This window comes from Aquimarina rubra (assembly GCF_042684305.1).
Taxonomy (GTDB): domain Bacteria; phylum Bacteroidota; class Bacteroidia; order Flavobacteriales; family Flavobacteriaceae; genus Aquimarina; species Aquimarina rubra.
Window position 1 is genome coordinate 573787 of the sequence record NZ_JBHULE010000002.1, and the last position, 21907, is coordinate 595693.

A 21907-nucleotide genomic window follows, 5' to 3' on the forward strand; every position below is an offset into this window, starting at 1 on the left:
CTACCACTTAAATTGTAAAGTCGCATACCAGGTCAAAGGATCAGAAGGTATAATTCCAGGTCCTGGATATCCACTGGCACGTTGCGTAAAATAACTTTCATCCAGTAGATTGTTTATTCCTGTTTCTAGTTTAAACATTTTATAGGTATAGGATAATGATAGATCCAGAACCGAATACGATGGGATTACACCAATAATACCGCTAGCGCTTGGAACTACTGAATTCTCTGCATCAGAAAACTGCTCTGATAAATAAGAATATTGTAGTGACCCTAATAAATTTTTCCATCCGAATTTGACTCCTGTTTTTACATTCACATTAGGAACAAATTCTACTTCTCTTTCTGTACCGTTGTATTTTGAGCTTACCAAAGATGTATTTACAAACCAATTAAAGCTTAAGTTTGGATTATTTTTTAGTAAGAGTTTATTTAAATTCACGTCGATTAAAGACTCCAATCCATACATTGTTGCATCCCCGACATTGGTTCTAAAATTTTTGACACTACCATCATCCTGCGCTTGCTGAATGACACCAATACGGTCATTATAAAATAACCCAAAGAATCCCACATCATAAGATATCAAATTATTAACTCTGCCTCTTAATCCAATATCTGCCGTAAAACCTGATTCATCAGTAATATTGGGATCCACTCTAAACGATGGATTAACAATATTGATATCAGAAAAAGTAACAGATCGATAGTTTTCTGATATATTTCCATAGATTTCTAACTCAGTCAAGGGTTTATAACTACTTCCTAAGCCAAGTAGCACAAATGATCTTTCGAATGTTCTATTATCCGGTACTATCTCGTCTCTAATAACATTACCAGCCAAGTCAGTTACAATTGTCCTGGACTCTCCCGCCACTTCTGTTTTAATATATTCAAACCTAAAACCGGGAGTGATCGAGAACTTATCAGACAGCTTCAATATATTCTCTCCAAAAACAGCAATATTTTCGTTTGGATAGTCAAAATCAGACTGATTTGGGTATGTAGGGAACTCCTCATTAGCAAATTCAAAATCTGGTCCAATTCCGTTTGATCCTGGTCCTTGACGTTCTCCATTACTAGCATTATAGTATTTTGTTCCGATCAGAAAAATTGACTCTTCATTAAATAAATTATACTTTGATAAAAACCTTGCTTCTGCTCCAAAATTTCTAAACTTTCCTTCTATTAAATCTCTCGGGCTATCTAATTGATCAGGCTGATCCACTCTATTAGTCCTAAAACCAAGCGCTGTTCTTGATGCATCTAAACCGAATACATTTAGGCTTACCTCTGTTTTTTCTGAAAACTTATGATCTAACCGCAAAGAAAATAGTTTCCAATCTACCTTAAACCAATTACGTGTTCTATTACTCTGACTAGGATCTTCTTCAAATCTAGCGTCCGAAAGACCACCTGGTTGTTGCGCCAAATAATTCAAATACGTAAACTCGCCTGTTAGTTTTGTGTTTTCCGTAATTTGATACCCTAGATGACTATAAAAATTTCTGGAATCAAACTGAGAGTTTGGCCTAAAACCATCTCCTTCTTTATAATTAAAATAGGTATAATAACTAAACTTACCAACGGTACCTCCTAAGCTGTTAAAACTATTAAATAGATTATATGAACCTAAAGTCTGACGAGAAACCAGTTCTATTTTCTTATTGGGATTCGGTTGTTTCATTTTGAAATTAATCAACCCACCAAACTGTGTCCCGTATTGTAAAGAAGCAGCTCCTCGAACTACTTGAATTTCTCCCAATGCTTCTGCAGGTGGCGTATAGTAACTCTCAGGATACCCTAGCACATCCGCACTGATATCATATCCGTTTTGTCGCGTATTAAAATTTGCCGTCCTATTCGGATCTAATCCTCTACCACCAATATTAAGCTGCAATCCTCCTGTACTATTCTCATAAATATTTAATCCAGCCACTTGTGCATAAATCTGCCGAGCATTGTTAGAAGCCAAATTACCCTGGACATTACTCAACAATACCACTTCGCTTTTCTTACCCGCATAAATTGCTGTTCCTTCTACAGGTTTTAATTGTTTAAGTCCAAAAACTTTTTCTCTTCGTTGTGTTACAACCACTTCTGAAAGTTCCTCTCCCAAAGGACTCAATACAAGGTTCACATCAGTATCCCCATCTACAGTAAGCTGTTGTTCCAAAATCTCGTAATCGAAACTAAATACCGCAAGAACATATTGACCTGACTCTACATCAGAAAATTCAAAAACTCCATCACTTTTTGTAATTGTCTGGTCTCCTGTTGTCCTGTTATATACTTCTGCTCCTTCTACAGGCTGGTTATTTTGATTTTTTACAACTCCACTAATCGTATACTGTGCTGAAACAATGGTAGTTATTAATAAAAAAAAGATAACTACGTTACAATCCCTTAATCTCATCCTTAAATGGAATAATCCACGTTTTATGTTTAAATGACTCTTTTTGTTTTCCCAGATCCATATTAGGATCAATATATTGACTGCTTAATCTGCCATTAAGCGCTACATAACTTTCTACAAAAACCTGTATATTTTTATGTCCTTGATTTTCGAAATGTGTTTTAAGATAATGTGCATACTCTAGTATGAAATCCGGCTGTGTAGCCATCTGTTTTTGCTGAAAAGCGGTTAGAAAATCATCATTATCCACATAAAATCTCTTTCCTGTTGCTTCATCTACAATCTTAAAATTGGCATACCCTGCTTTTTCCATTAACATCACTCTCCAGGAAAAACGATATCCTTCTTCTGTCCAAAACAACTCCCCTGGATAAAGCAGATATCGAAATGGCAAAAGTAATTGAATCACAAAAAACAACCCCAACACTGATGTTGTAATTTTCGTCATTGTCGAACTCAAATTCAAAACATTATTAGAATCAAAATATCCTTTATTTATTCTGAATACTTTAGATATGAATTGCAATATCTTATGATGAATATTATGATCAAAAAAGATTAATGCTCCAACGATCATAATATAAGGGAACATTCCTATCGGAAAAAGCACTCTTGTTAAGACATGGAATACGACCACCATTACAAAAGCAAAAACTCTAGTTTTTCTAAACAACAATAAGAACGGAATCGTTAAGTCATAAATAGCACCTGTGTAGCTAAATGCATAATGCATCCACTCTTGTTGCATTAAATCCCCAATTAGTGGTATATCATATTTTGAAGGCAGCCAAATTTTAAGAGGCATTGCTTTTAATAACCAGTCAGAATTTAATTTTGCTAAACCTGCATAGAAATAAACAATACCCAATAACAATTTTATAGCGTCGATGGTCCAGCTTGGTACTTTCTGAAAAGAAGTGCTCTTTATCTTAGCATCCAACGAATAATAAGCATTAGCCGGTAAAAAAATAAGCAAAAAACTCAAGATACTTATAAAGTAGTAATGATTAAGATATGTGGTCTTATCCATTAATTCTATATACGTAAAGCTTAGAAAAAAAATTATAATAGCTATTCTGTATTTATACCCGATAGCAATAAATACTGAAGAGATACCACATAAAGCAAAAATCAAATAGGTGTAAACACCAATAGGTTTTACAAAATCAAAACCATAATAAGAAAAGAAAAAAGTGGGTTTAATATATAATTTTTCTATCCATCCATAGCCCCAAAAACGAATAATACTAATCAACATCATCAAACCAAAAAAAATACGAAAGACTGCAAGTGGTGCAGCCTCCGTATTCTTTTTAAAATATTCGTTTAGATGATAATTCATGTAATGCTAAAACTAAATTTAATCTCCATCAGCGTCAACAAAATCAACATTTACTGATATCGCCTGAAGCATATCTACCTTTAGAAAAACTACATTCTTTTGAAGTTCATCATAGGTATTAAGCATTAGATTGTTATTGGTTCGAACCTGCACAGAAAAATCATCGTTTAAGTTACTTGCTGTTGTTCTTGCAATATTGAATTGATTATTAATAAGAACACTTAAATCTTCTTCATCCTTAATTGTATTAAGAAAATCTAAATATGTCTTTAGACTTTGGCCGTTAGTATTGCTTCCAAAATGCTTTCCATTAAAGAAATCCTGCAAAGCATCAAGGTTTGCATTAAAAAGCGTTTTGGATAAATCACCTTTGTAACGAGCCTCTACTCTATCATCTAAAGGAGAACCTGAAAAAACACCAGCTGGAATACCAATCTTACCGGCACGCAAATGCTTTTCATAGTGAAATATAAAATCGTTTACCAACTTGTCTAATGAACTTGTTGCAGAGGAACCACTGTTATTTACAAAAGTATCTCTATAACCTCCTGTCCAATCACTCACTACCTCGGAAGTCAGATCATTCATTCTATCTACTACATTGGTAAGGTAATTTTCATAGTTATCTCCACCGGTAGCATCCGTATAAAAACTAACGATAGTTGCATCAGAATCAGATAAACCATTGAGTAAATAATCCAGTGCACCAAACCCTTGTTCGTCTTGGAGAGATACAGAAGCAAGATCATAATTTCCAGAAGAAATATTCGCCTCTATATTGGTAACATCAACAGGATATACGTTTAAAAAATCTCTATATAATAAATCTTGAGCTTTTCCTATTTCAAACATACTAACAGACTGCCAAGAAACGTATGCTGTCGACCAAGCTTGTCTTAAAGAAACTAAGTTAGCCTCGTCTGTAGTATTTACAAAATTAGATGTCGCTGTTTTCAGTGCGGCCATATCAGCAGAAAAACTTTGATATGCAGGAATGATAATATTATCTGCTATATTTTCTAACATTGCCTTTCTATCAAAATTATCTGTTGTTCCTGCACCATCATCACTCGACGAGCAAGCAGCTAAAACAAGAACCAAAACAATCATTAAAAACCAAAACCTCTTCATCTTATTTTTATTTATTCTTAATAAATTTTTGCAAATGTAAAAAAAGAGGTGGGATTGATATAACTTCCTTCCCCTTTTTTTATGATTTTATACTTTGTTTAATTTTTTAGCTTCCAGCTTGTGCTACTGTAAAATCAAATTTAGATGCGATCGTTTCGGACATTGTTTCTAATGTTTCTGGTGTAACATCCCATAAACCGTTAGTACCGCTCATTAAATCATCAATTAAACTCTGAACCTCTGTTCTCGTAAAATATGGAGTATTACTATCTGATCTTCTGGTAAATTGTAAGCTATAGATAAACCCAAACCCTTCAGAAAGGTCATGGAATGCACTTGCATAATCAATGGTAGCTGCTTCCAATTTGGTTTTACCCTGTTGTAAATAATAAACAGCTCTTATAGCGATAATTTCAGAAATCTTTTCTTTAATAATGGTAGCTTGCTGATCGCGAACGGTATAATTCTTAGCCACAATCGCTGCTCTACCTAACTTGAATGCATTATAAATTTCTTCGGCAATTCCTTCAAAATCTGCATCACCTTCTACTCTACCTATATATTTATTAAGGAAATTATCATCAAGACCGATAGTAGCGTTAGGGTTAGCCGGATTTACCGAAGCTCCGTACAAATACCCATAAGCCTCATCCCATTTATGTTCCATGGTTGTATAAGGTTTTCCTTCAGCTACAACTTCGTTATCATTATTTGCTATATTATCTGCTTCATCTAGAACAGCAGTTCCCAAGTAATTGTTTAGTGCCTGATCGGTCATTAGAGCACCTATTAGACTTTTTGCAAATGCTTGGTTATATTCTAGCCCCTTAGCGTTTACATATCTGTTAGCTCCATCAGCTCCTCCTTCTTGTAAAACACCTGGAGTACCTGCGGTAGCTGTTATTGACCAATTAGGAAATACCTCATCTACCTGACTCTTTATCCACCCATCAAAATCTGCTTTGATTGCTGCAGCATCTGTAGCGTTCGCAGAAAAATAATCTACGCTGGCTGCGGTTTTGCTTCGTACATTTTTATCAGAAGCATTTAGATCAGCATCCTCAAAATCATCGGCGTTTTCTTGATGATCAAACATAGCATCAATAACCGCTTCTGTACTTGAATTATCTAGAAGTTTGCTAACAATAGCTTCTGCCATTGCTATTCTTGTAGTCTGACCACTAAAACTTACTGTACTTTCTCCTCCACGTTCGAATTCATAGGTAGCTGGAGTTTCGATTTGAACAACTGGTGCAGTATCATCATCAGAAGAACAAGAACCGAAAATAATGGTTCCTGATACGCAAACAACTTGGATTAGACTTTTTATTTTCATTGATTTTTATTTAGACTTATTATAAATAATTAATTATTACACTGCAAATATATGTATCAAAACATATTTTACAAACTTTATTTATAATAAATCTAAATAAACTTAAAATTTAACAATTGAGCAAACTAGAGCTGTAATTAACACTCTCTAAGAGGCACTCTTTTAAAAAGCACATTTACAGTAAATTGAAAAACGACAAGTCCATATATTCCGATTTTTACTCGGGAGAATAGTTTTGTCTAAGTTCTTTTGTCCAGTTGATCAGAACTTCCATCTCTTCTTTCTCCAGGTTTCCGTGTATCCAGGTATAGGATGAAAGAGGCATTTCTCCTTCCTCTACTTCTTCTATGAGCTCTTCTAACTTATGGTCTTTCTTTTTAACAGAATACTGTTCCCAATCAGACACATTAAAATGTTCTTTACCTTCATCTACATGATCCGCTAACCAATAAGAGACAGGTGCAATTTCTGCATACCAAGGATATATTGTTTGGTTACTATGGCAGTCATAACAGTTATTTTTCAATATTTCTTTTACTTCAGGAGTTGGTTTCGTTTCATTTTCAAAATAAGCAACAGATTCGTAACCCGATTCATTTTTATCCGGTCTGATAAATTGCATAATTACTAATACTAATAACAATAATAAGCCTACTTTTTTTAATACGTTTTTCATTTCTATTAATCTAACTGTTTAATGATATTTCGTGAATATTTTGGTAGTTTCACAATAAGTAAACTCAAAATTAATCATTTCGATATTAGTAGCTGCTTTTTCATTGGTAAAATAAGAAAGTATACGTTCTGTTGGCATATTACATGTTAGTTCTTTAGACCTTTAGATTTCCTTATGTCATTATAACAAATCATATAGCACTAAAGTTTTAGTTTTTCTAAAATCTCCTTTGCTTCTTTATATTTATAATTATTTGGATCCTTAAGGATAAAAGCAAGTACTTTCTTAGCTTCTACTTTCTTATCAAATTTCAGATACACTAACACTTTATACCACAGAGCTCTAGAATTATCTATATCATCCGAATTTTCCAGAAATGTAAATTGTTCTATCGCTTTTTCTAATTGATTCTTTTCTGAATAAATTAGTCCTGTATAAATATAAATAAGAGGATCTACTCCTTCTACATCGTTTTTTACATATTCTTTAAAATTAGATAAAGACTTATCAAACTGTTTACTTTTAAAATTTGATTTAGCACTTGCTAATAATGAAGAATTCCCGGATCTACTGGTGAAAGAAGGAAGCTCTTCTATTTTATAATAGTCTGTATATAAATCTTTATCTGAATTCTTCATAAAGAAAAAAACGATAACAAAAACTACGGCAGCCGCAGTCGATAAGATATAATACAACATACTTTTGTTTGATTTATCTTGTGATAATTTGTTATGATATCTTTGTTTTTCCTCTAAAAGAGTAGCTTGTATTTTTTTTCCTTGTTCACTTCTAATATATTCTTCTAATTTTCTTTTATACTCCGAATCATAAGAGATGTGATCATCTGCAACTTTTTCGCTAATATGAAAGTTAATAGATTGGTATAGTGCAACCTCTTCTTTCAAGGCTGAATTACTGAGTATTTCTTTTTGAAATTGTTCCATTTCAGTATCAGACATAGCTCCACTAAGAAATCGTTCTATTTGTTTATACGTTTCTCCTTCCATCATCCTTTCAGTTTTTCATAATTACCATCCTTTTTAATCAAATCTGCTAGTTGTTTCTTACATTTAAAAATACGCTGAAATGCCACATTCTCCGAATTATACTTAAACTGTTTTACAATGGTGTCATAAGGAACTTTTTTAAAATATGCCTTTAATAGTTTTTTACAGTTAGGGGACAACAACCGTAACTTTTCTTCAAAAAGTTCCCAACGTTCTTGATCTATAATAGCATCACTATGATTATATTCTTCGCTCTTAAGTGTAGTTAGCTCGTCTTTTCTTACCCACTTTTTTCTAAAATTTAATTCTTTTCTCCATAAATTTCTACACATCGTGAATAAATATGCCTCAAAAGAAGATTCTATTTCTATTTCACTAATTTTTAACCGAACCGTTAATTGAAACAATGCATTGTGAAAGATTTCTTCTGCATCATGATGTTTTCCCTTATTTTTAAAAACAAAATCCCTTACTTTTGGAAAAACGATCGTATAAATAACTTGAATGGTTTCTCTATCACCATTACGCAATCCTTCAAGATAATTTGATTTTTTTTTTTCGAACATTAATGTCTAAGGGTAAGATTTTTGTTCTTATAGAACATAGAGGCAAAATAACATTTTAATATCAATTTTTTAAAATTATGAAAACAAAAAAATTAATTCTTGCAGCGTTTAGTCTATTTGTAATTGGATGTTCAGTCGATGAATCAAAAGAATTATTAACAGTAGAAGAGAATCTAATTACCGTTAAAGAATCAAATAAAGAAATGAATCAAAGTAATCTTGATTTATCTACTTGTGAAGAAACAAATCGAACCATTAATATATTTTGGAGAGTTCCCCTAACCAATACCCAAAAGAATGACATACGAACTTTCTTTGAACAAAATTATGGAAAACACCCCTTAACCGCTATTGACCCAAATGGTAGAAACGAAACCTGGATATTTAACTTAAGTATTATTCAACTTCCTGCTTTATCCAATAATTCGGACACAGATGAGTGTGATCGTGCTAATGATGTTGTAAAAGAAGCAATTATAGTGCAAGAAGAAATTGATTTAGATGATTAAACCAGGCCAGTTTTTGAAGAGATTTTATCCTTTATTTTTTCTTATTTCTAGTATTATTGTTGCTCAGGAAAAAATCTATACACATATACAGTCATTGCCAATTAATGATAGTATCAAATCATTAAAAATAGATAGTTTATTAGCCCAAAACATCAATCAGCAAAAATTTCTAGCTGTAGACATTGTTGGTAATAAATATGCCAATTGGCATTATAAAAACGAAAGAGTTTCTAGTTCAATAGAAGCTCTTTTACTTTCTATAGAATATCATCAAGGAGATGCTAAGTACTTACAACGAAAATATTATAAACTTGGGCAATTTTATGCTCAGTTAAAAAATAAAGCAGAAAGTATTAAAGCGTATAAGGAGGTTGTTAAAATAGATGCTGACCCTGTAAGAACAGCGAGAGCTTGTACTTTGCTTGGATACTCATATTTTGAAAACGGGGATTATCATAAATCTCAACAGTATTATGAGATCGCAGAAAAAAAGTTTAGAAAAGAAAAACAACTGGATCGTTTAGTCAACAACCATATTAACTCGTCTAATACATACTCAAGAATTAACACAAAAACTGCTCAAAAAAAAATAATCAAAAACTTACTTGAAGCGGATTCGATTAGCAAAGTAACACCTATACCTCTTAACATAATTCTTAAAATTAAAAAATCCCTTCTATCTTATTACGTCGATTACGAAACCAGAAATACTGAATTGGGAGAAAAATATGGGTTGGAAACATTACAAATAGCGAAACAATTACAAGATTCTTTAGAAATATCCGGGACCTACAACTTATTAGGCACATTGTATGACCATTCAGCTCCTAAAAAAGGGATCTCTTATAATGAAAAAGCATTACTATTCAATACACAATCAAAATATATTCGGTCCATTTCTTATGCAAGTATTGGACTCTGCAACAGTAAGCTAAAAAACTATGAGAAAAGTATTTCCAATTTTCATATTGCTTTAGAGCTAATTACCGAATTTGATTTTAAAACACACAATACGAAAGTTATTGAAAAAGTATTAAATCAGTATTTTGATAAGGATAACAATTTGTGGGTTATAATAAATAATCTCGCAGAAGTTCATTTATTAAAATATGAGCGCGATCAAGATATATATTCTTTAGAAAAATCTATTCGCTTTTTTAGGATAGCGGATAAAATAATAGATCTTTATAACCAAAATACCGATGAGACCAACACAAAACTAATATGGCGTCGTAAGGCTACTGAACTTTATGGAAGGGCTTTAAAAGCAACCTTTTTATCTAAAAGAATAGATATTGCACACCTTTTTATGGAAAAAAATAAGGCACTCTTGCTTTATGAAGAGAACAATAAAAGACAGCAATTACAAAATATTAAATTAAATCAAAATGTTGTAGATCGTAAATCGACACTCCAAAAAAAGATTTTGATATTAGAAAAATCTAAATCATTATCTGAAGACAAAAAGATATCTCTGTTAAAATATAAACAAACACTAAAAAAACTTTTGGATAGCATCCAAACGATCTCGCCGGACAATTTAAGTTTAAAAAAAACATATACCCCAAAGTCAATTCCCGAAATTCAGGCTTCTCTAGACACTAATGAAGTAATACTCGAATATCATATAAATATAGACGAAGGTTATGGTATTTATCCGAATACTGATAAAACCTATCTTATCTGTATCAGTAAAGAAAAAGAATATTTATTAGAAATTAATACTCCTAAAAACTTTAAACGTTCCATACAACAACTTTGTCAAAAACAATTAAAACCATTCCGAAATGACCAAGATATATTGGAGTACACCACAGAATCATTCAAAATTTACAAGACACTATTTCCGGTAGAGATTCGAGAGATTATTCGTGATAAAGAACTCACTATTATTCCAGACAATTATTTGAGTACAATTCCTTTTGAAAGTTTAGTTGTTTCAGAAAAAAAATCAAATGATTATCTCATTAATTATCATCAAATAAGTTATAAGTATAGCTATACATTTCATGATCAGAATAAAAATAATTTAGAACTATCGGATCAGAATTATGCAGCTTTTGCTCCTGTATATTTTAATGATCTAGTATTGCCAGAACTAGAAGAAAGCAAAGCTGAAGTAACCTCATTACATCAGTATTTTAATGGTCAAATATTCTTAGAAGAAAAAGCAACGAAACAGTCTTTTTTAGATATTTTAGAAAAAACAAGCATCATTCACTTAGCCACCCACGCTGATGCTAATGACTCTATCGCTCCTTGGATTGCTTTTAGTGATCAAAAAATGTTTTTAAATGAATTAAGTATATCACCAAACAGTGCATCTTTAGTAGTTTTAAGCGCTTGCAACACTACTAATGGGAAAATAGAAACTGGGGAGGGAGTTATGAGTTTAGCCAGAGGTTTTTTTTATGGAGGAGCCCAAACCACAATCTCTTCTTTATGGAATGTTGATGACAAATCATCGCAATTTATTTTTAAAGATTTTTATAGTAATCTAAATCAAGGTGCTTCTAAATCAAAAGCACTTCATATGGCTAAAATCAACTACCTAAAAAACCATGTTGGATCAGAAGCTTCTCCTTATTATTGGGCTTCTTTGGTACTTATAGGTGATACAAGTTCTTTACAAAAAAGTAACTGGATTACTGTGTTATCAACAATGTGTATTAGCGGTATTCTTATAGTATTGATTCTTTATATAAAAAAGAAATCAATAATCAATTGGTAAGATACCTAAACATACGATTGTTAAGATAGCTAAAGTACTCATCTCAATATTTTATAAATCAAAACATTCCTATGGGGTGTTTTTTTTTAGAAATCAAATAAGCTTGTAAAGCGAGCTAAGGCTCACTTTACAAGTATGTTTATACAGTTATAGATGACAAGGACCACATATCGCTTCACCATTATAATAACCTATTACGCAACCTGGGCCACTTGGGCATCTGCCTTCTCCTAATCCTACAGGTCCAAATCCTCCAGCTATACTTTGTTGCTCGTTTTTGTTTATTTCTTGAATCCCTTCTAATTTTAAAATGTTTTGTAACATGATTGTAATAATTTAAAAAATTAATTATACTATGAACAGTTAAAGACACTCACAGCTTATGTCTATCCTTGCAAGAATATTTTACAATGATTATGATGAACACCGAAAAAATTATTTTCTGAGTTTATATAACGTATTTTTTGATTGAACTTGATCGTATGATCTATCTTAAAACAATCGAATATGTTTGTCATTACTGTCGTAGAAAAATAATTTCTACCTAAGAATAGATTTGATTGTATTGGTAGATGAAGAATAAGCATATACATATTAGTTTTGATAACACCTACTATGTTCTAATATTGAAGAATTCTTACCCCTAAAAAATAAAAAACAAATAAACCTAGAAACAAAACTCTAGTTCCCAGGTAGTTACTATTGATAAAAAAAGTATTTTTTTTTAAGACGTCTATGCTTAATGGTACAAAGAGAATATTTTAGTGGCTTCATTATGTGAAGCCTCAAAACTCATAGTCTTTATATTTGTATCAGCTTTTGCTGTTGTAAAATATGACAGCATCCGTTCGGTCGGCATATTACCAGTCAATTCGTCTTTTGCCATAGGACATCCTCCAAACCCTTGTATGGCACCATCAAATCTTCTGCAACCAGCTTTGTAAGCAGCATCTACTTTTTCATACCAGGTTGTTGGCGTTGTATGCAAATGTGCTCCGAATTCAATCTCTGGATATTTTGGAATTAAATTAGCGTACAGATAATCAATAATTTCAGGATTGGATGAACCTACAGTATCGGATAGTGATAAAATTTTCACCCCCAAATTACTTAATTTCTCTGTCCAATCACCTACAATCTCCACACTCCAAGGATCTCCATAAGGATTACCAAAACCCATGGATAGATATGCTACCACTTCTTTATTAGATCTGTCAGCAATATTGAGAATTTCTTGTAATGTTTCTACAGATTCTGCAATTGTCTTATGGGTATTTCGCATCTGGAAATTCTCAGAAATTGAAAAAGGGTATCCCAAATAATCAATCTCATTATGCTGTACTGCATCAGTAGCTCCTCGAACATTAGCTATAATCGCCAGTAGTTTACTTTCTGTGGTCGATAAATCCAATTTAGACAAAACCTCTGCTGTGTCTACCATTTGTGGAATCGCTTTAGGAGAGACAAAGCTTCCAAAATCTATAGTATCAAAACCACAACGCAGCAGCGATTGAATATACTGGACTTTCTTTTCAGTAGGAATAAAATCCTTAATGCCTTGCATGGCATCTCTGGGACATTCAATGATTTTTACTTTTTCGGCCATTTACCAGCTTCTGTCTAAAAGAAATTCAATTAAGAGCATAAAAATATAATTATTTTTCAGAAAAAAGGATAAAAATTCCAATTCCAATAAAGACTATGATTTGTAACCATTTTAAAAAAACTCCAACTTTAGAATTACTTTTAATATAATCAGAAATATAACCCGCCATAATTGCTATTCCTCCAAAAACAAAAAAAGATATCAGGATAAATAAAAATCCTAAAACATAAAATTGAGTTACACTGCTTAACTCATCACTAAATAAAAATCCAGGGAAGAAAGCTAAAAAGAATATTGAGACTTTAGGATTTAATACATTCATAATAAAACCTTGTCTAAACAACTGCCCCAAGCTCTTTTTCTCTACAGCATTAGATAGTTGTATGGATGTTTCACTTCTCCATACTTTATAGGCTAAAAAGAACAAATACAAAGCCCCCAATAGTTTAATGATAAAAAACAGCAATTCACTTTGTTTAATAATTGCCGACACTCCAAAAGCAACCAATGTGGTATGTACTAAACATCCAGACATCAAACCAGCTACCGTAGCAAGTCCATATTTTTTCCCGTTTACGATACTTTGCATTAATACATAAATATTGTCAGGCCCCGGAGAAATTGCTAAGGCAGCTGTAGCAAAGATAAAAGCGGATAAAATTTCAAAATTCACAAAACTTTAAATAAGTTACAATCCTTTCTTAAGAATTAGTTTATTAATATCTTTTATCAATTTGGGTCCTTCATAAATAAACCCTGTATAAATTTGTACAAGACTTGCTCCTGCTTCTAATTTCTCTATAGCATCAGAAGCTATGTGAATACCTCCTACTCCTATGATCGGAAATGCCTTGTTACTTTTTTCGGATAAATACTTAATCACTTTTGTACTCTTGTCTTTTATAGGCAAACCACTTAATCCCCCATTTCCAATAGCCTCTAATCTTTCTTTAGAAGTTTTCAATCCATCTCTGCTAATCGAAGTATTGCTGGCAATCACACCATCTAATTTTGTTTCTTGAACCAATTCTACGATTTCATCTAATTGAACGGTATTTAGATCCGGGGCTATTTTTAATACAATAGGTTTTTGTGTTGAGAATGTCTTATTTGCTTCTTGCACAGCTCCGATCAACTCTTCCAGATATTCCTTATCATTAAGCTTTGCGTGGCTTCCTACATTAGGACAACTAACATTTAAAACAAAATAATCAACATACGGATGTAATGCATTAAAACAAGTAAGATAATCTTTTGTATAATCTTCAGGTGCGGTATCAGTATTCTTTCCAATATTCCCTCCAATAATCAGTTTACCTTGATTCTTTTTTAATTGGGCTATCGCCGCTTCCAGACCTTCATTATTAAACCCCATTCTATTGATAATTCCTGAATCTTCTTTTAATCGGAATAATCTTTGTTTAGGATTGCCTTCCTGAGCTTTTGGGGTCACCGTACCTATCTCAATAAAACCAAAGCCAAAATTGGCCAACTCATTATACAGCACAGCGTTTTTATCAAAACCGGCCGCTAAACCTACAGGATTTTTAAATTTTAAACCAAAAACTTCTCGCTGCAAGCCAATACCTTTTACCAAGTATCTGGAACGTATCAATGATGAAATAAAGGAAAATTTAGAAATGAATTTTATCAAACTAAATGTAAAGTGATGAACTTTTTCAGGATCGAACTTGAATAAAATTGGTCGGATCAGAGATTTGTACATGAGAGATTCTTTTGCTTGGCAAAAATAAGTCTTAACAGGTTCTAATAAAAGTGTATGAATGTGTATTTTTGAAATCTTCAGATTAAAAAACACATCGCTATGATTCCAAAAAAACACATCATTGATAGATTCATAAGTTACGTAACGATAGATACCGAAAGTGATCCTAATAGTGACACTACTCCTAGCTCAGAAAAACAATGGGATCTCGCCAATAAATTAGTAAAAGAGTTAAAATCAATTGGCCTAGAAGAGGTAACTATTGATGAAAACGCATATATCATGGCAACGCTACCTTCTAATGTAGCTCATGATGTACCTACTATAGGTTTTATTTCACATTTTGATACGACCCCAGATTTTACCGGAGCCAATGTTAATCCGCAAATTGTAGAATCCTACGATGGAAAAGATATTATTCTCAATGAAGAAGAAAATATAATTCTATCTCCGAGTTATTTTGAAGATTTAAAACAATACAAAGGTCAAACATTAATTACTACAGACGGAACAACACTTCTGGGAGCGGACGACAAAGCTGGTATTGCAGAAATCGTTTCGGCCATGGAATACCTGATCCAACATCCAGAAATCAAGCACGGAAAAATTCGTGTTGGATTTACACCGGATGAAGAAATTGGTCGTGGAGCACATAAATTTGATGTTGAAAAATTTGGAGCAGCATGGGCCTATACTATGGATGGTAGCCAGATTGGAGAATTAGAGTATGAAAATTTTAATGCGGCCGGTGCTGTGGTTACCGTAAAAGGTAAAATCGTACATCCCGGATATGCCAAAGGAAAAATGATCAACAGTATGTATATCGCTCAGGATTTTATCAATTCCTTACCGAGGTTAGAAACTCCGGAACACACTAGTGACCGAGAAGGTTTTTTTCATTTACATACAATGAATGGAGATGTAGAAGAAACTAAGCTACATTATATCATAAGAGATCACGATAAAGAGCATTTTGAAGCTCGCAAAGAGGTCATGACAAAACTAACCGAGGAATTAAATAAACAGTACGGAAAAGATACTATACACTTAGATATAAAAGATCAGTATTATAATATGCGCGAAAAAGTGGAGCCTGTGATGCATATTGTAGATATTGCAGAAGATGCCATGAGAGAATTAGGTATTACTCCGCTAATAAAACCAATTCGGGGTGGAACAGATGGATCACAGTTAAGTTATAAAGGATTACCGTGTCCAAATATTTTTGCCGGCGGTCATAATTTTCACGGAAGATACGAGTACGTACCTGTAGAAAGTATGATTAAGGCTGTAGAAGTCATTATTAAAATTGCCGAGTTAACAGCGAAGAGATAATTCACAAAGAAAAACAAAGGCATAAAAAAAGCGTCGTATAAAAATACGACGCTTTTTTGTTTTATGAGCCTTATTACTTCTTCTTTTCTGCAGGTGGTGGAGCATTTAATTTCTGACTCATTTCTAACGAAATAGCAGATTTGTCAAATGTCAACTTACCTGATCCTGTTTCTATAATAACGGCATTGTTTTTATCGCTAAAGTCAAAAACTTTTCCATGAAGACCGCTTTTTGTTACAACTCGATCTCCTTTTTTAAGTTCTGCAGCGAATTTCTTCTCCTTTTTTGCTTTTTGCATTTGTGGACGTATCATAAAGAAATACATCACTACAAATATTAAAAGTATAAAAGGTAATTGTCCTCCAAATCCTTCCATAAAAATTACTCGCTTACTGGAGTTCCGCTTACTGGTTTAGCTTTTGGAGTTACCATTGCCTTAATCTTAAGGATTTCTTTTCCTGCTTCAGTATTCGCAGTAATAGTAACTTGTTTGTTTTGAGCGTTTGGCTTACCGTTAGAATTAAACTTCACTAGCATAGATCCGGTAGCTCCAGGAGCAACAGGTTCTTTTGTCCACTCAGGAACAGTACAACCACAACTTCCTTTTGCGTTTACAATTACAAGAGGTGCTTTACCTGTATTTGTAAATGTAAATGTATGCTCTACTACATCACCTTCATTGATTGTTCCGAAATCGTGCTCTGTTTCAGAGAATGTCATTACAGGAAAATCTGTATTCTTTGCATCACGATCCGCAGCATCTGCTACATTTTCTTCTTTAACTTTTTCTGCTGCATTATCTTTACAAGACATAAATGTCAAAGCAAAAACACCAGCTAAAATCAAGATTCCTTTTTTCATTACTTGGGTTTTTAATTAATTGAGGGTTAAAAATACTATTTTTTTTGAACTACATAAGTCCTCGGCCAACTTTATTTAGTTTACCGCTTTCTTTATATTCTTTTGATAGTTTATCTAAAATTCCGTTGATAAAGATACTACTCTTTGGGGTACTATATTCCTTGGCAATCTCTAAATATTCGTTAATTGTTACTTTTACAGGTATCGAAGGAAACTTTTGGAACTCACAAATCGCCATTTTAATCACAGCTTTATCTAATTCTGCGATACGATCTTTATCCCAATTAGGAGTTTTTCCTTCGATTTCTTTAGCAAATTCTACTCCGTTAAGCGCAGTCTTTCTAAAAATATCTTTTGCAAACTTCTTATCATCCACATCTTTATACAATCTAGGTAAAGACATATGCTCATCGTGAGTCTGCTTCACTTTTCGCAGCATCTTGATAATTCCGGTATTAATAAGTGGCAAATCATCTACCCAGGTTAGCTTCTTATCTTCTATATATTCATATAGCTTATCATTTGGAGCTATGATCTCTTTAAAAATATCGATAATAAAATCCTTATCTTCTTTAAAGGAACTCATCTTTGTATTCATATAATCTGAATACAACTCGCTCTCCTTAATTTCTTTCCAAAGAATTTTCACATACTCATCGTCAAGATCCCAACAGTTCATTTTCTTGAGCTCCATAGCTTCTTTAAGCTCAGTATTATTTTCTAATAATAAAAGAACTTCGTTATTAATAAACTTTTGATTGGGATTCTTTTCTTCTGAAGTAGCTAAATATTTTTTCTGGCTTTTTTCCAGAAAATCGGCAGCGTGCTTTCTTATTTCTACCAAAAGCTGAAGATTTATTAGAAATAAATCATACATCTGATCTATACTGAAAAGCAAAAACTTTTCTTCTCTATCTAGATTATCACTTTGTGTCTGCTCTAGCGCATAGAGAGACTGCATTACTTTAACTCGAATATGTCTTCTGGTCAACATAAGAAATTACAAAGAACTATTATATTAAAAAGGCGAAAGTGATGTTCACTTTCGCCTGCAAAAATACTATTATTTTTAATCTACCAATTCTAAAATTTACTTTTTATGAGGTAAATTTTAGATAAATCTATTTACTGATTTTTTTTGGCAGCAATTCTTTCATCTGCAATACTCACGGCAGCGGCATTTGTAGTCATTCCCGTAGCCTTTGCTTTATTTAAAATATCTAAGGTTGTATTGTAGATATTTTCTGTTTTATTTATTATTTGATCTCTTCCGTATCCTTCTATTTCTGCATAAACATTAATGATACCTCCTGCATTGATTAAAAAATCTGGAGCATATACAATTCCTTTTTCCTGTAATAATGGGCCATGAATATTTTCTGAAGCCAATTGATTATTCGCGGCACCTGCAATTACTTTAACTTTTAGTTTATTGATCGTCTCATTATTAACTGTAGCTCCTAAAGCACAAGGTGCATAAATATCTGCAGTTTCGGCATATAAATCTTCTCCTTTATATATCTCTACACCATATTTACCACTTACTTCGTGAAGTCTTTCCTGATTAATATCTGTAATAATTACGTTTGCTCCTTCTTCTGCAGTAAGACGTACAAGTTCTTCTCCTACATGACCAATACCTTGTACCAGAATCTTTTTACCTTCTAGGTTATCCGTTCCATAAGCGAACTTAGCAGAAGCCTTCATTCCCATATATACACCATAAGCTGTTACAGGGGATGGGTTTCCTGCTCCTCCTTTAGATTCAGAAATACCAGTCACATATGGGGTCACTTCTCTTACAGTATCCATATCAGAAGTTTCCATACCTACATCTTCTGCAGTATAGTACTTACCTCCCAATGTGTGAACAAACTCACCAAAACGTTTCATCAACGCCGGAGTTTTTAACGTTTTTGGGTCTCCAATAATCACTGCTTTTCCACCTCCAAGATTTAATCCGGTGATGGCTGCTTTATAGGTCATACCTCTTGACAACCTTAGAACATCGTTTAAAGCATCCCATTCTGTTTGATAATCATACATTCTAGTACCTCCTAAAGCAGGTCCTAAAATTGTGTTATGCACTCCAATTATTGCCTTTAATCCTGTATCTTTGTCTTGACAAAAAACAACTTGTTCGTGATCGTTAAAAGACAATTGTCCAAATACAGGCGCCTGTTTTTTTAATTGGTTTGCAGTAAGCACTTCAGATATCATTTTTCAGAATTTTAAAATGTTATAATTATGTAATAGTCAAAATTGAAGCGCTAAAATAATGTATTTTTACGAATTTAAAATTTTTTGTTGTTAAATTTTATGAATTCCTTAATAATTGAATTTCTAAAAATCAATACTTTATGCGCGCATTACGCCATTTAAACAAGTACTTTCTCAAATACAAATACCGCCTCATTATTGGTTTGATTATCACAATCATAGCAAGAATATTTGCCGTGGCAGTTCCAAAATTTGTCGGAGATTCTGTAGATGTTGTAGAACAATACATTAATCAAAGCATTACAGATATTAATGAAGTAAAAACAGGGTTAATCACCAATATACTTTTCATCCTAGGATCCGTTCTCATTGCGGCTTTCTTCACCTTTTTAATGCGACAAACGTTTATAGTAGTATCCAGGTTTATTGAATTTGATCTCAAAAACGAAGTGTTTAGACATTATCAGGTTTTGTCACTTAATTTTTATAAGAAAAACAGGACCGGTGATTTAATGAACCGTATTAGTGAAGATGTTTCTAAAGTAAGAATGTATGTAGGTCCGGCCATAATGTATAGCGTTAATACGATTACTTTGTTTGTTGTGGTCATTGGATATATGATAAGTATCGCACCAGAATTAACCTTATATACTGTGGCTCCTCTGCCCATTCTTTCTATTTCTATCTATAAACTGAGTGTGGCTATCCACAAAAGAAGTACCATCGTACAGCAATTCTTATCTAAGCTAACGACATTCACTCAAGAATCATTTAGTGGTATTTCTGTAATCAAAGCATACGGAATAGAACCGCAAACACTTGAAAACTTCACCAAACTATCAAACACAAGTAAGGAAAAGAATATTGATCTTGTAAAGGTCCAGGCTCTATTTTTCCCTCTAATGGTTTTACTTATAGGTATTAGTAATGTTTTGGTCATTTATATTGGCGGTAAACAATATATAGATGGAACCATTCAAGATCTTGGTGTTATCGTAGAGTTTATCATATTTGTAAATATGCTAACCTGGCCTGTAGCGACCGTGGGTTGGGTAACTTCCATTATACAACAGGCAGAAGCTTCTCAGGTTAGAATAAATGAGTTTTTAAGCCAAGAACCCGAAATTACCAATTCAATTACCGAAAAGACTCCCATAATTGGCAATATCACTTTTGATAATGTATCCTTTACCTACGATGATACTAATATTACAGCATTAAAAAACATAAGTTTCGAGATTAATTCCGGGCAAACTATTGCCATCATCGGAAAAACGGGATCCGGAAAATCAACCATTCTTGATCTAATTGGAAGATTGTATGATGTTTCTGATGGAGAAATCAGGATTGATGGAAAACCAATCGGAGAACTCAATTTAATCAATCTGAGAGAATCCATAGGATATGTTCCACAAGATGCTTTCTTGTTTAGTGATTCTATAAGAAATAATATAAAGTTTGGAAAAGTTAATGCTACAGATGACGAGGTTCTGAAAGCAGCAAAAAATGCCGTTGTTCACGAAAATATACAAGGCTTCAGCAAAGGTTATGATACAGTTTTAGGAGAAAGAGGAATTACATTATCCGGTGGACAAAAGCAACGCGTTTCTATTGCCAGAGCTATTATCAAAGACCCTTCCATCCTACTTTTTGATGATTGTTTATCTGCTGTGGACACAGAAACCGAAGAAGAAATACTCAATAATCTTAATAGAATATCTCAAAACAAGACCACTTTTATTGTAAGTCATCGAGTTTCAACTGCAAGAAATGCGGATAAAATAATTGTCTTAGACGAAGGAAAAATCATCCAAAAAGGCACTCATAATCAACTATTAGACATAGATGGATACTATAAAGAGCTTTATTTAAAACAACTAAGCGAAAAAGAAATTTGATATTTTGTTGTACGATTAACAAATTTTTTAGATTTTTGATTCCAACGTAACAGACTAATTAATTAAGAAATACGGATTATGAGCGATAATGAAATGTTGGAGAAAGAGGAAATTTTCTCAAAAGTTTTAAGAGCAGGAAGAAGAACATATTTCTTTGATGTAAGATCAACAAAAGCAGGAGATTACTATCTTACCATTACAGAGAGTAAAAAATTCACTAACGATGATGGATCTTTTCACTACAAAAAGCACAAAATCTATCTATACAAAGAAGACTTTGCCGGATTTAGTGAAATATTAGGTGAAATGACTGATTTCATTGTCAATGAAAAAGGTGAAGAAGTAATTAGTGAAAGACATCAAAAAGATTATCAGAAAGCTTATGAACAAAATATTGAAGAGTCTACAACAGCTAATGAAGAAGTTACAGCTTCTACAGAAAGCTTTACCGATGTAAGCTTCGACGATATATAAGACATAAATACTTATGTTAAACTTATGCAAACCGCTTCCATCTCTGAAGCGGTTTTTTTTATTTTCGGGAACTC

General features: G+C 32.8%; 20 protein-coding genes. 5 read left to right on the forward strand and 15 right to left on the reverse strand.

The features are described from left to right. From ACFSR1_RS03055 to ACFSR1_RS03085, 7 genes are all read right to left on the reverse strand, one after another. Complete coding sequence (locus ACFSR1_RS03055; RefSeq protein ID WP_378289502.1) at nt 1-2415, reverse strand: TonB-dependent receptor domain-containing protein; 2415 nt, start codon at nt 2413-2415, stop codon at nt 1-3. Continuing rightward, nucleotides 2396-3757 carry an HTTM domain-containing protein gene (locus ACFSR1_RS03060; protein ID WP_378289504.1) on the reverse strand — a complete coding sequence of 454 codons (1362 nt, stop codon included), beginning with the start codon at nt 3755-3757 and terminating at the stop codon, nt 2396-2398. Before ACFSR1_RS03060 ends, ACFSR1_RS03055 begins: the two co-directional genes overlap by 20 nt. Before the next feature lie 18 nt (nt 3758-3775). Next, nucleotides 3776-4888 (reverse strand): imelysin family protein, encoded by a 1113-nt coding sequence (locus ACFSR1_RS03065; protein WP_378289506.1) that lies wholly within the window; start codon nt 4886-4888, stop codon nt 3776-3778. Between the two features lie 106 nt (nt 4889-4994). Next, a complete protein-coding gene (locus ACFSR1_RS03070; protein WP_378289508.1) occupies nt 4995-6224 on the reverse strand; it encodes a DUF4856 domain-containing protein in 1230 nt (409 codons plus the stop codon). 217 nt (nt 6225-6441) lie between these two features. Next, nucleotides 6442-6900 (reverse strand): heme-binding domain-containing protein, encoded by a 459-nt coding sequence (locus ACFSR1_RS03075; protein WP_378289510.1) that lies wholly within the window; start codon nt 6898-6900, stop codon nt 6442-6444. Nucleotides 6901-7100: 200 nt separating this feature from the next. Next, nucleotides 7101-7910 carry a tetratricopeptide repeat protein gene (locus tag ACFSR1_RS03080; RefSeq protein WP_378289512.1) on the reverse strand — a complete coding sequence of 270 codons (810 nt, stop codon included), beginning with the start codon at nt 7908-7910 and terminating at the stop codon, nt 7101-7103. After that, on the reverse strand, nt 7907-8473 hold the full coding sequence (locus tag ACFSR1_RS03085) for an RNA polymerase sigma factor (protein ID WP_378289514.1): 567 nt from the start codon (nt 8471-8473) through the stop codon (nt 7907-7909). The genes ACFSR1_RS03080 and ACFSR1_RS03085 overlap by 4 nt, the downstream gene beginning before the upstream one ends. Nucleotides 8474-8550: 77 nt before the next feature. On the opposite strand from ACFSR1_RS03085, the gene ACFSR1_RS03090 reads away from it, so the two are divergent. Both ACFSR1_RS03090 and ACFSR1_RS03095 read left to right on the forward strand, forming a co-directional pair. Next, the gene (locus ACFSR1_RS03090) at nt 8551-8982 is read left to right on the forward strand and encodes a hypothetical protein (protein WP_378289515.1); all 432 of its coding nucleotides are present in this window, start codon (nt 8551-8553) and stop codon (nt 8980-8982) included. A gap of 13 nt (nt 8983-8995) precedes the next feature. After that, complete coding sequence (locus ACFSR1_RS03095) at nt 8996-11713, forward strand: CHAT domain-containing protein (protein WP_378289517.1); 2718 nt, start codon at nt 8996-8998, stop codon at nt 11711-11713. 147 nt (nt 11714-11860) lie between these two features. On the opposite strand, the gene ACFSR1_RS03100 is transcribed toward ACFSR1_RS03095, so the two are convergent. From ACFSR1_RS03100 to ACFSR1_RS03115, 4 genes are all read right to left on the reverse strand, one after another. After that, entirely contained in the window at nt 11861-12037 is a 177-nt protein-coding gene (locus ACFSR1_RS03100) for a hypothetical protein (protein ID WP_378289519.1), read from the reverse strand. Between the two features lie 415 nt (nt 12038-12452). Continuing rightward, a complete protein-coding gene (locus ACFSR1_RS03105; RefSeq protein WP_378289521.1) occupies nt 12453-13319 on the reverse strand; it encodes a hydroxymethylglutaryl-CoA lyase in 867 nt (288 codons plus the stop codon). A gap of 49 nt (nt 13320-13368) precedes the next feature. Continuing rightward, nucleotides 13369-13992, reverse strand: coding sequence for a LysE family translocator (locus tag ACFSR1_RS03110; protein ID WP_378289523.1), 624 nt, complete (start codon nt 13990-13992; stop codon nt 13369-13371). Nucleotides 13993-14007: 15 nt separating this feature from the next. Beyond that, on the reverse strand, nt 14008-15045 hold the full coding sequence (locus ACFSR1_RS03115; protein ID WP_378289525.1) for a quinone-dependent dihydroorotate dehydrogenase: 1038 nt from the start codon (nt 15043-15045) through the stop codon (nt 14008-14010). Between the two features lie 99 nt (nt 15046-15144). Here ACFSR1_RS03115 and pepT point away from each other — a divergent pair, with 99 nt between their 5' ends. Further along, nucleotides 15145-16380 carry a peptidase T gene (gene pepT / locus ACFSR1_RS03120; protein WP_378289527.1) on the forward strand — a complete coding sequence of 412 codons (1236 nt, stop codon included), beginning with the start codon at nt 15145-15147 and terminating at the stop codon, nt 16378-16380. 73 nt (nt 16381-16453) lie between these two features. On the opposite strand, the gene yajC is transcribed toward pepT, so the two are convergent. From yajC to ACFSR1_RS03140, 4 genes are all read right to left on the reverse strand, one after another. Then, entirely contained in the window at nt 16454-16756 is a 303-nt protein-coding gene (gene yajC, locus ACFSR1_RS03125) for a preprotein translocase subunit YajC (protein ID WP_378289529.1), read from the reverse strand. A gap of 5 nt (nt 16757-16761) precedes the next feature. Then, nucleotides 16762-17241: a DUF1573 domain-containing protein gene (locus tag ACFSR1_RS03130; RefSeq protein ID WP_219009918.1), complete on the reverse strand. Its 480-nt coding sequence runs from the start codon at nt 17239-17241 to the stop codon at nt 16762-16764. Nucleotides 17242-17290: 49 nt separating this feature from the next. Continuing rightward, complete coding sequence (nusB, locus tag ACFSR1_RS03135; RefSeq protein WP_378289531.1) at nt 17291-18202, reverse strand: transcription antitermination factor NusB; 912 nt, start codon at nt 18200-18202, stop codon at nt 17291-17293. A 164-nt stretch (nt 18203-18366) separates the two neighbouring features. Beyond that, on the reverse strand, nt 18367-19461 hold the full coding sequence (locus ACFSR1_RS03140; protein WP_378289533.1) for a Leu/Phe/Val dehydrogenase: 1095 nt from the start codon (nt 19459-19461) through the stop codon (nt 18367-18369). Nucleotides 19462-19601: 140 nt separating this feature from the next. Between ACFSR1_RS03140 and ACFSR1_RS03145 the strand changes: the two genes are divergently transcribed. Together ACFSR1_RS03145 and ACFSR1_RS03150 are read left to right on the forward strand one after the other, a co-directional pair. After that, nucleotides 19602-21359, forward strand: a complete 1758-nt coding sequence (locus tag ACFSR1_RS03145) for an ABC transporter ATP-binding protein (protein WP_378289535.1) — start codon at nt 19602-19604, stop codon at nt 21357-21359. Nucleotides 21360-21437: 78 nt separating this feature from the next. Beyond that, complete coding sequence (locus ACFSR1_RS03150) at nt 21438-21833, forward strand: PUR family DNA/RNA-binding protein (RefSeq protein WP_378289537.1); 396 nt, start codon at nt 21438-21440, stop codon at nt 21831-21833. The last annotated feature ends 74 nt before the right edge of the window (nt 21834-21907 follow it).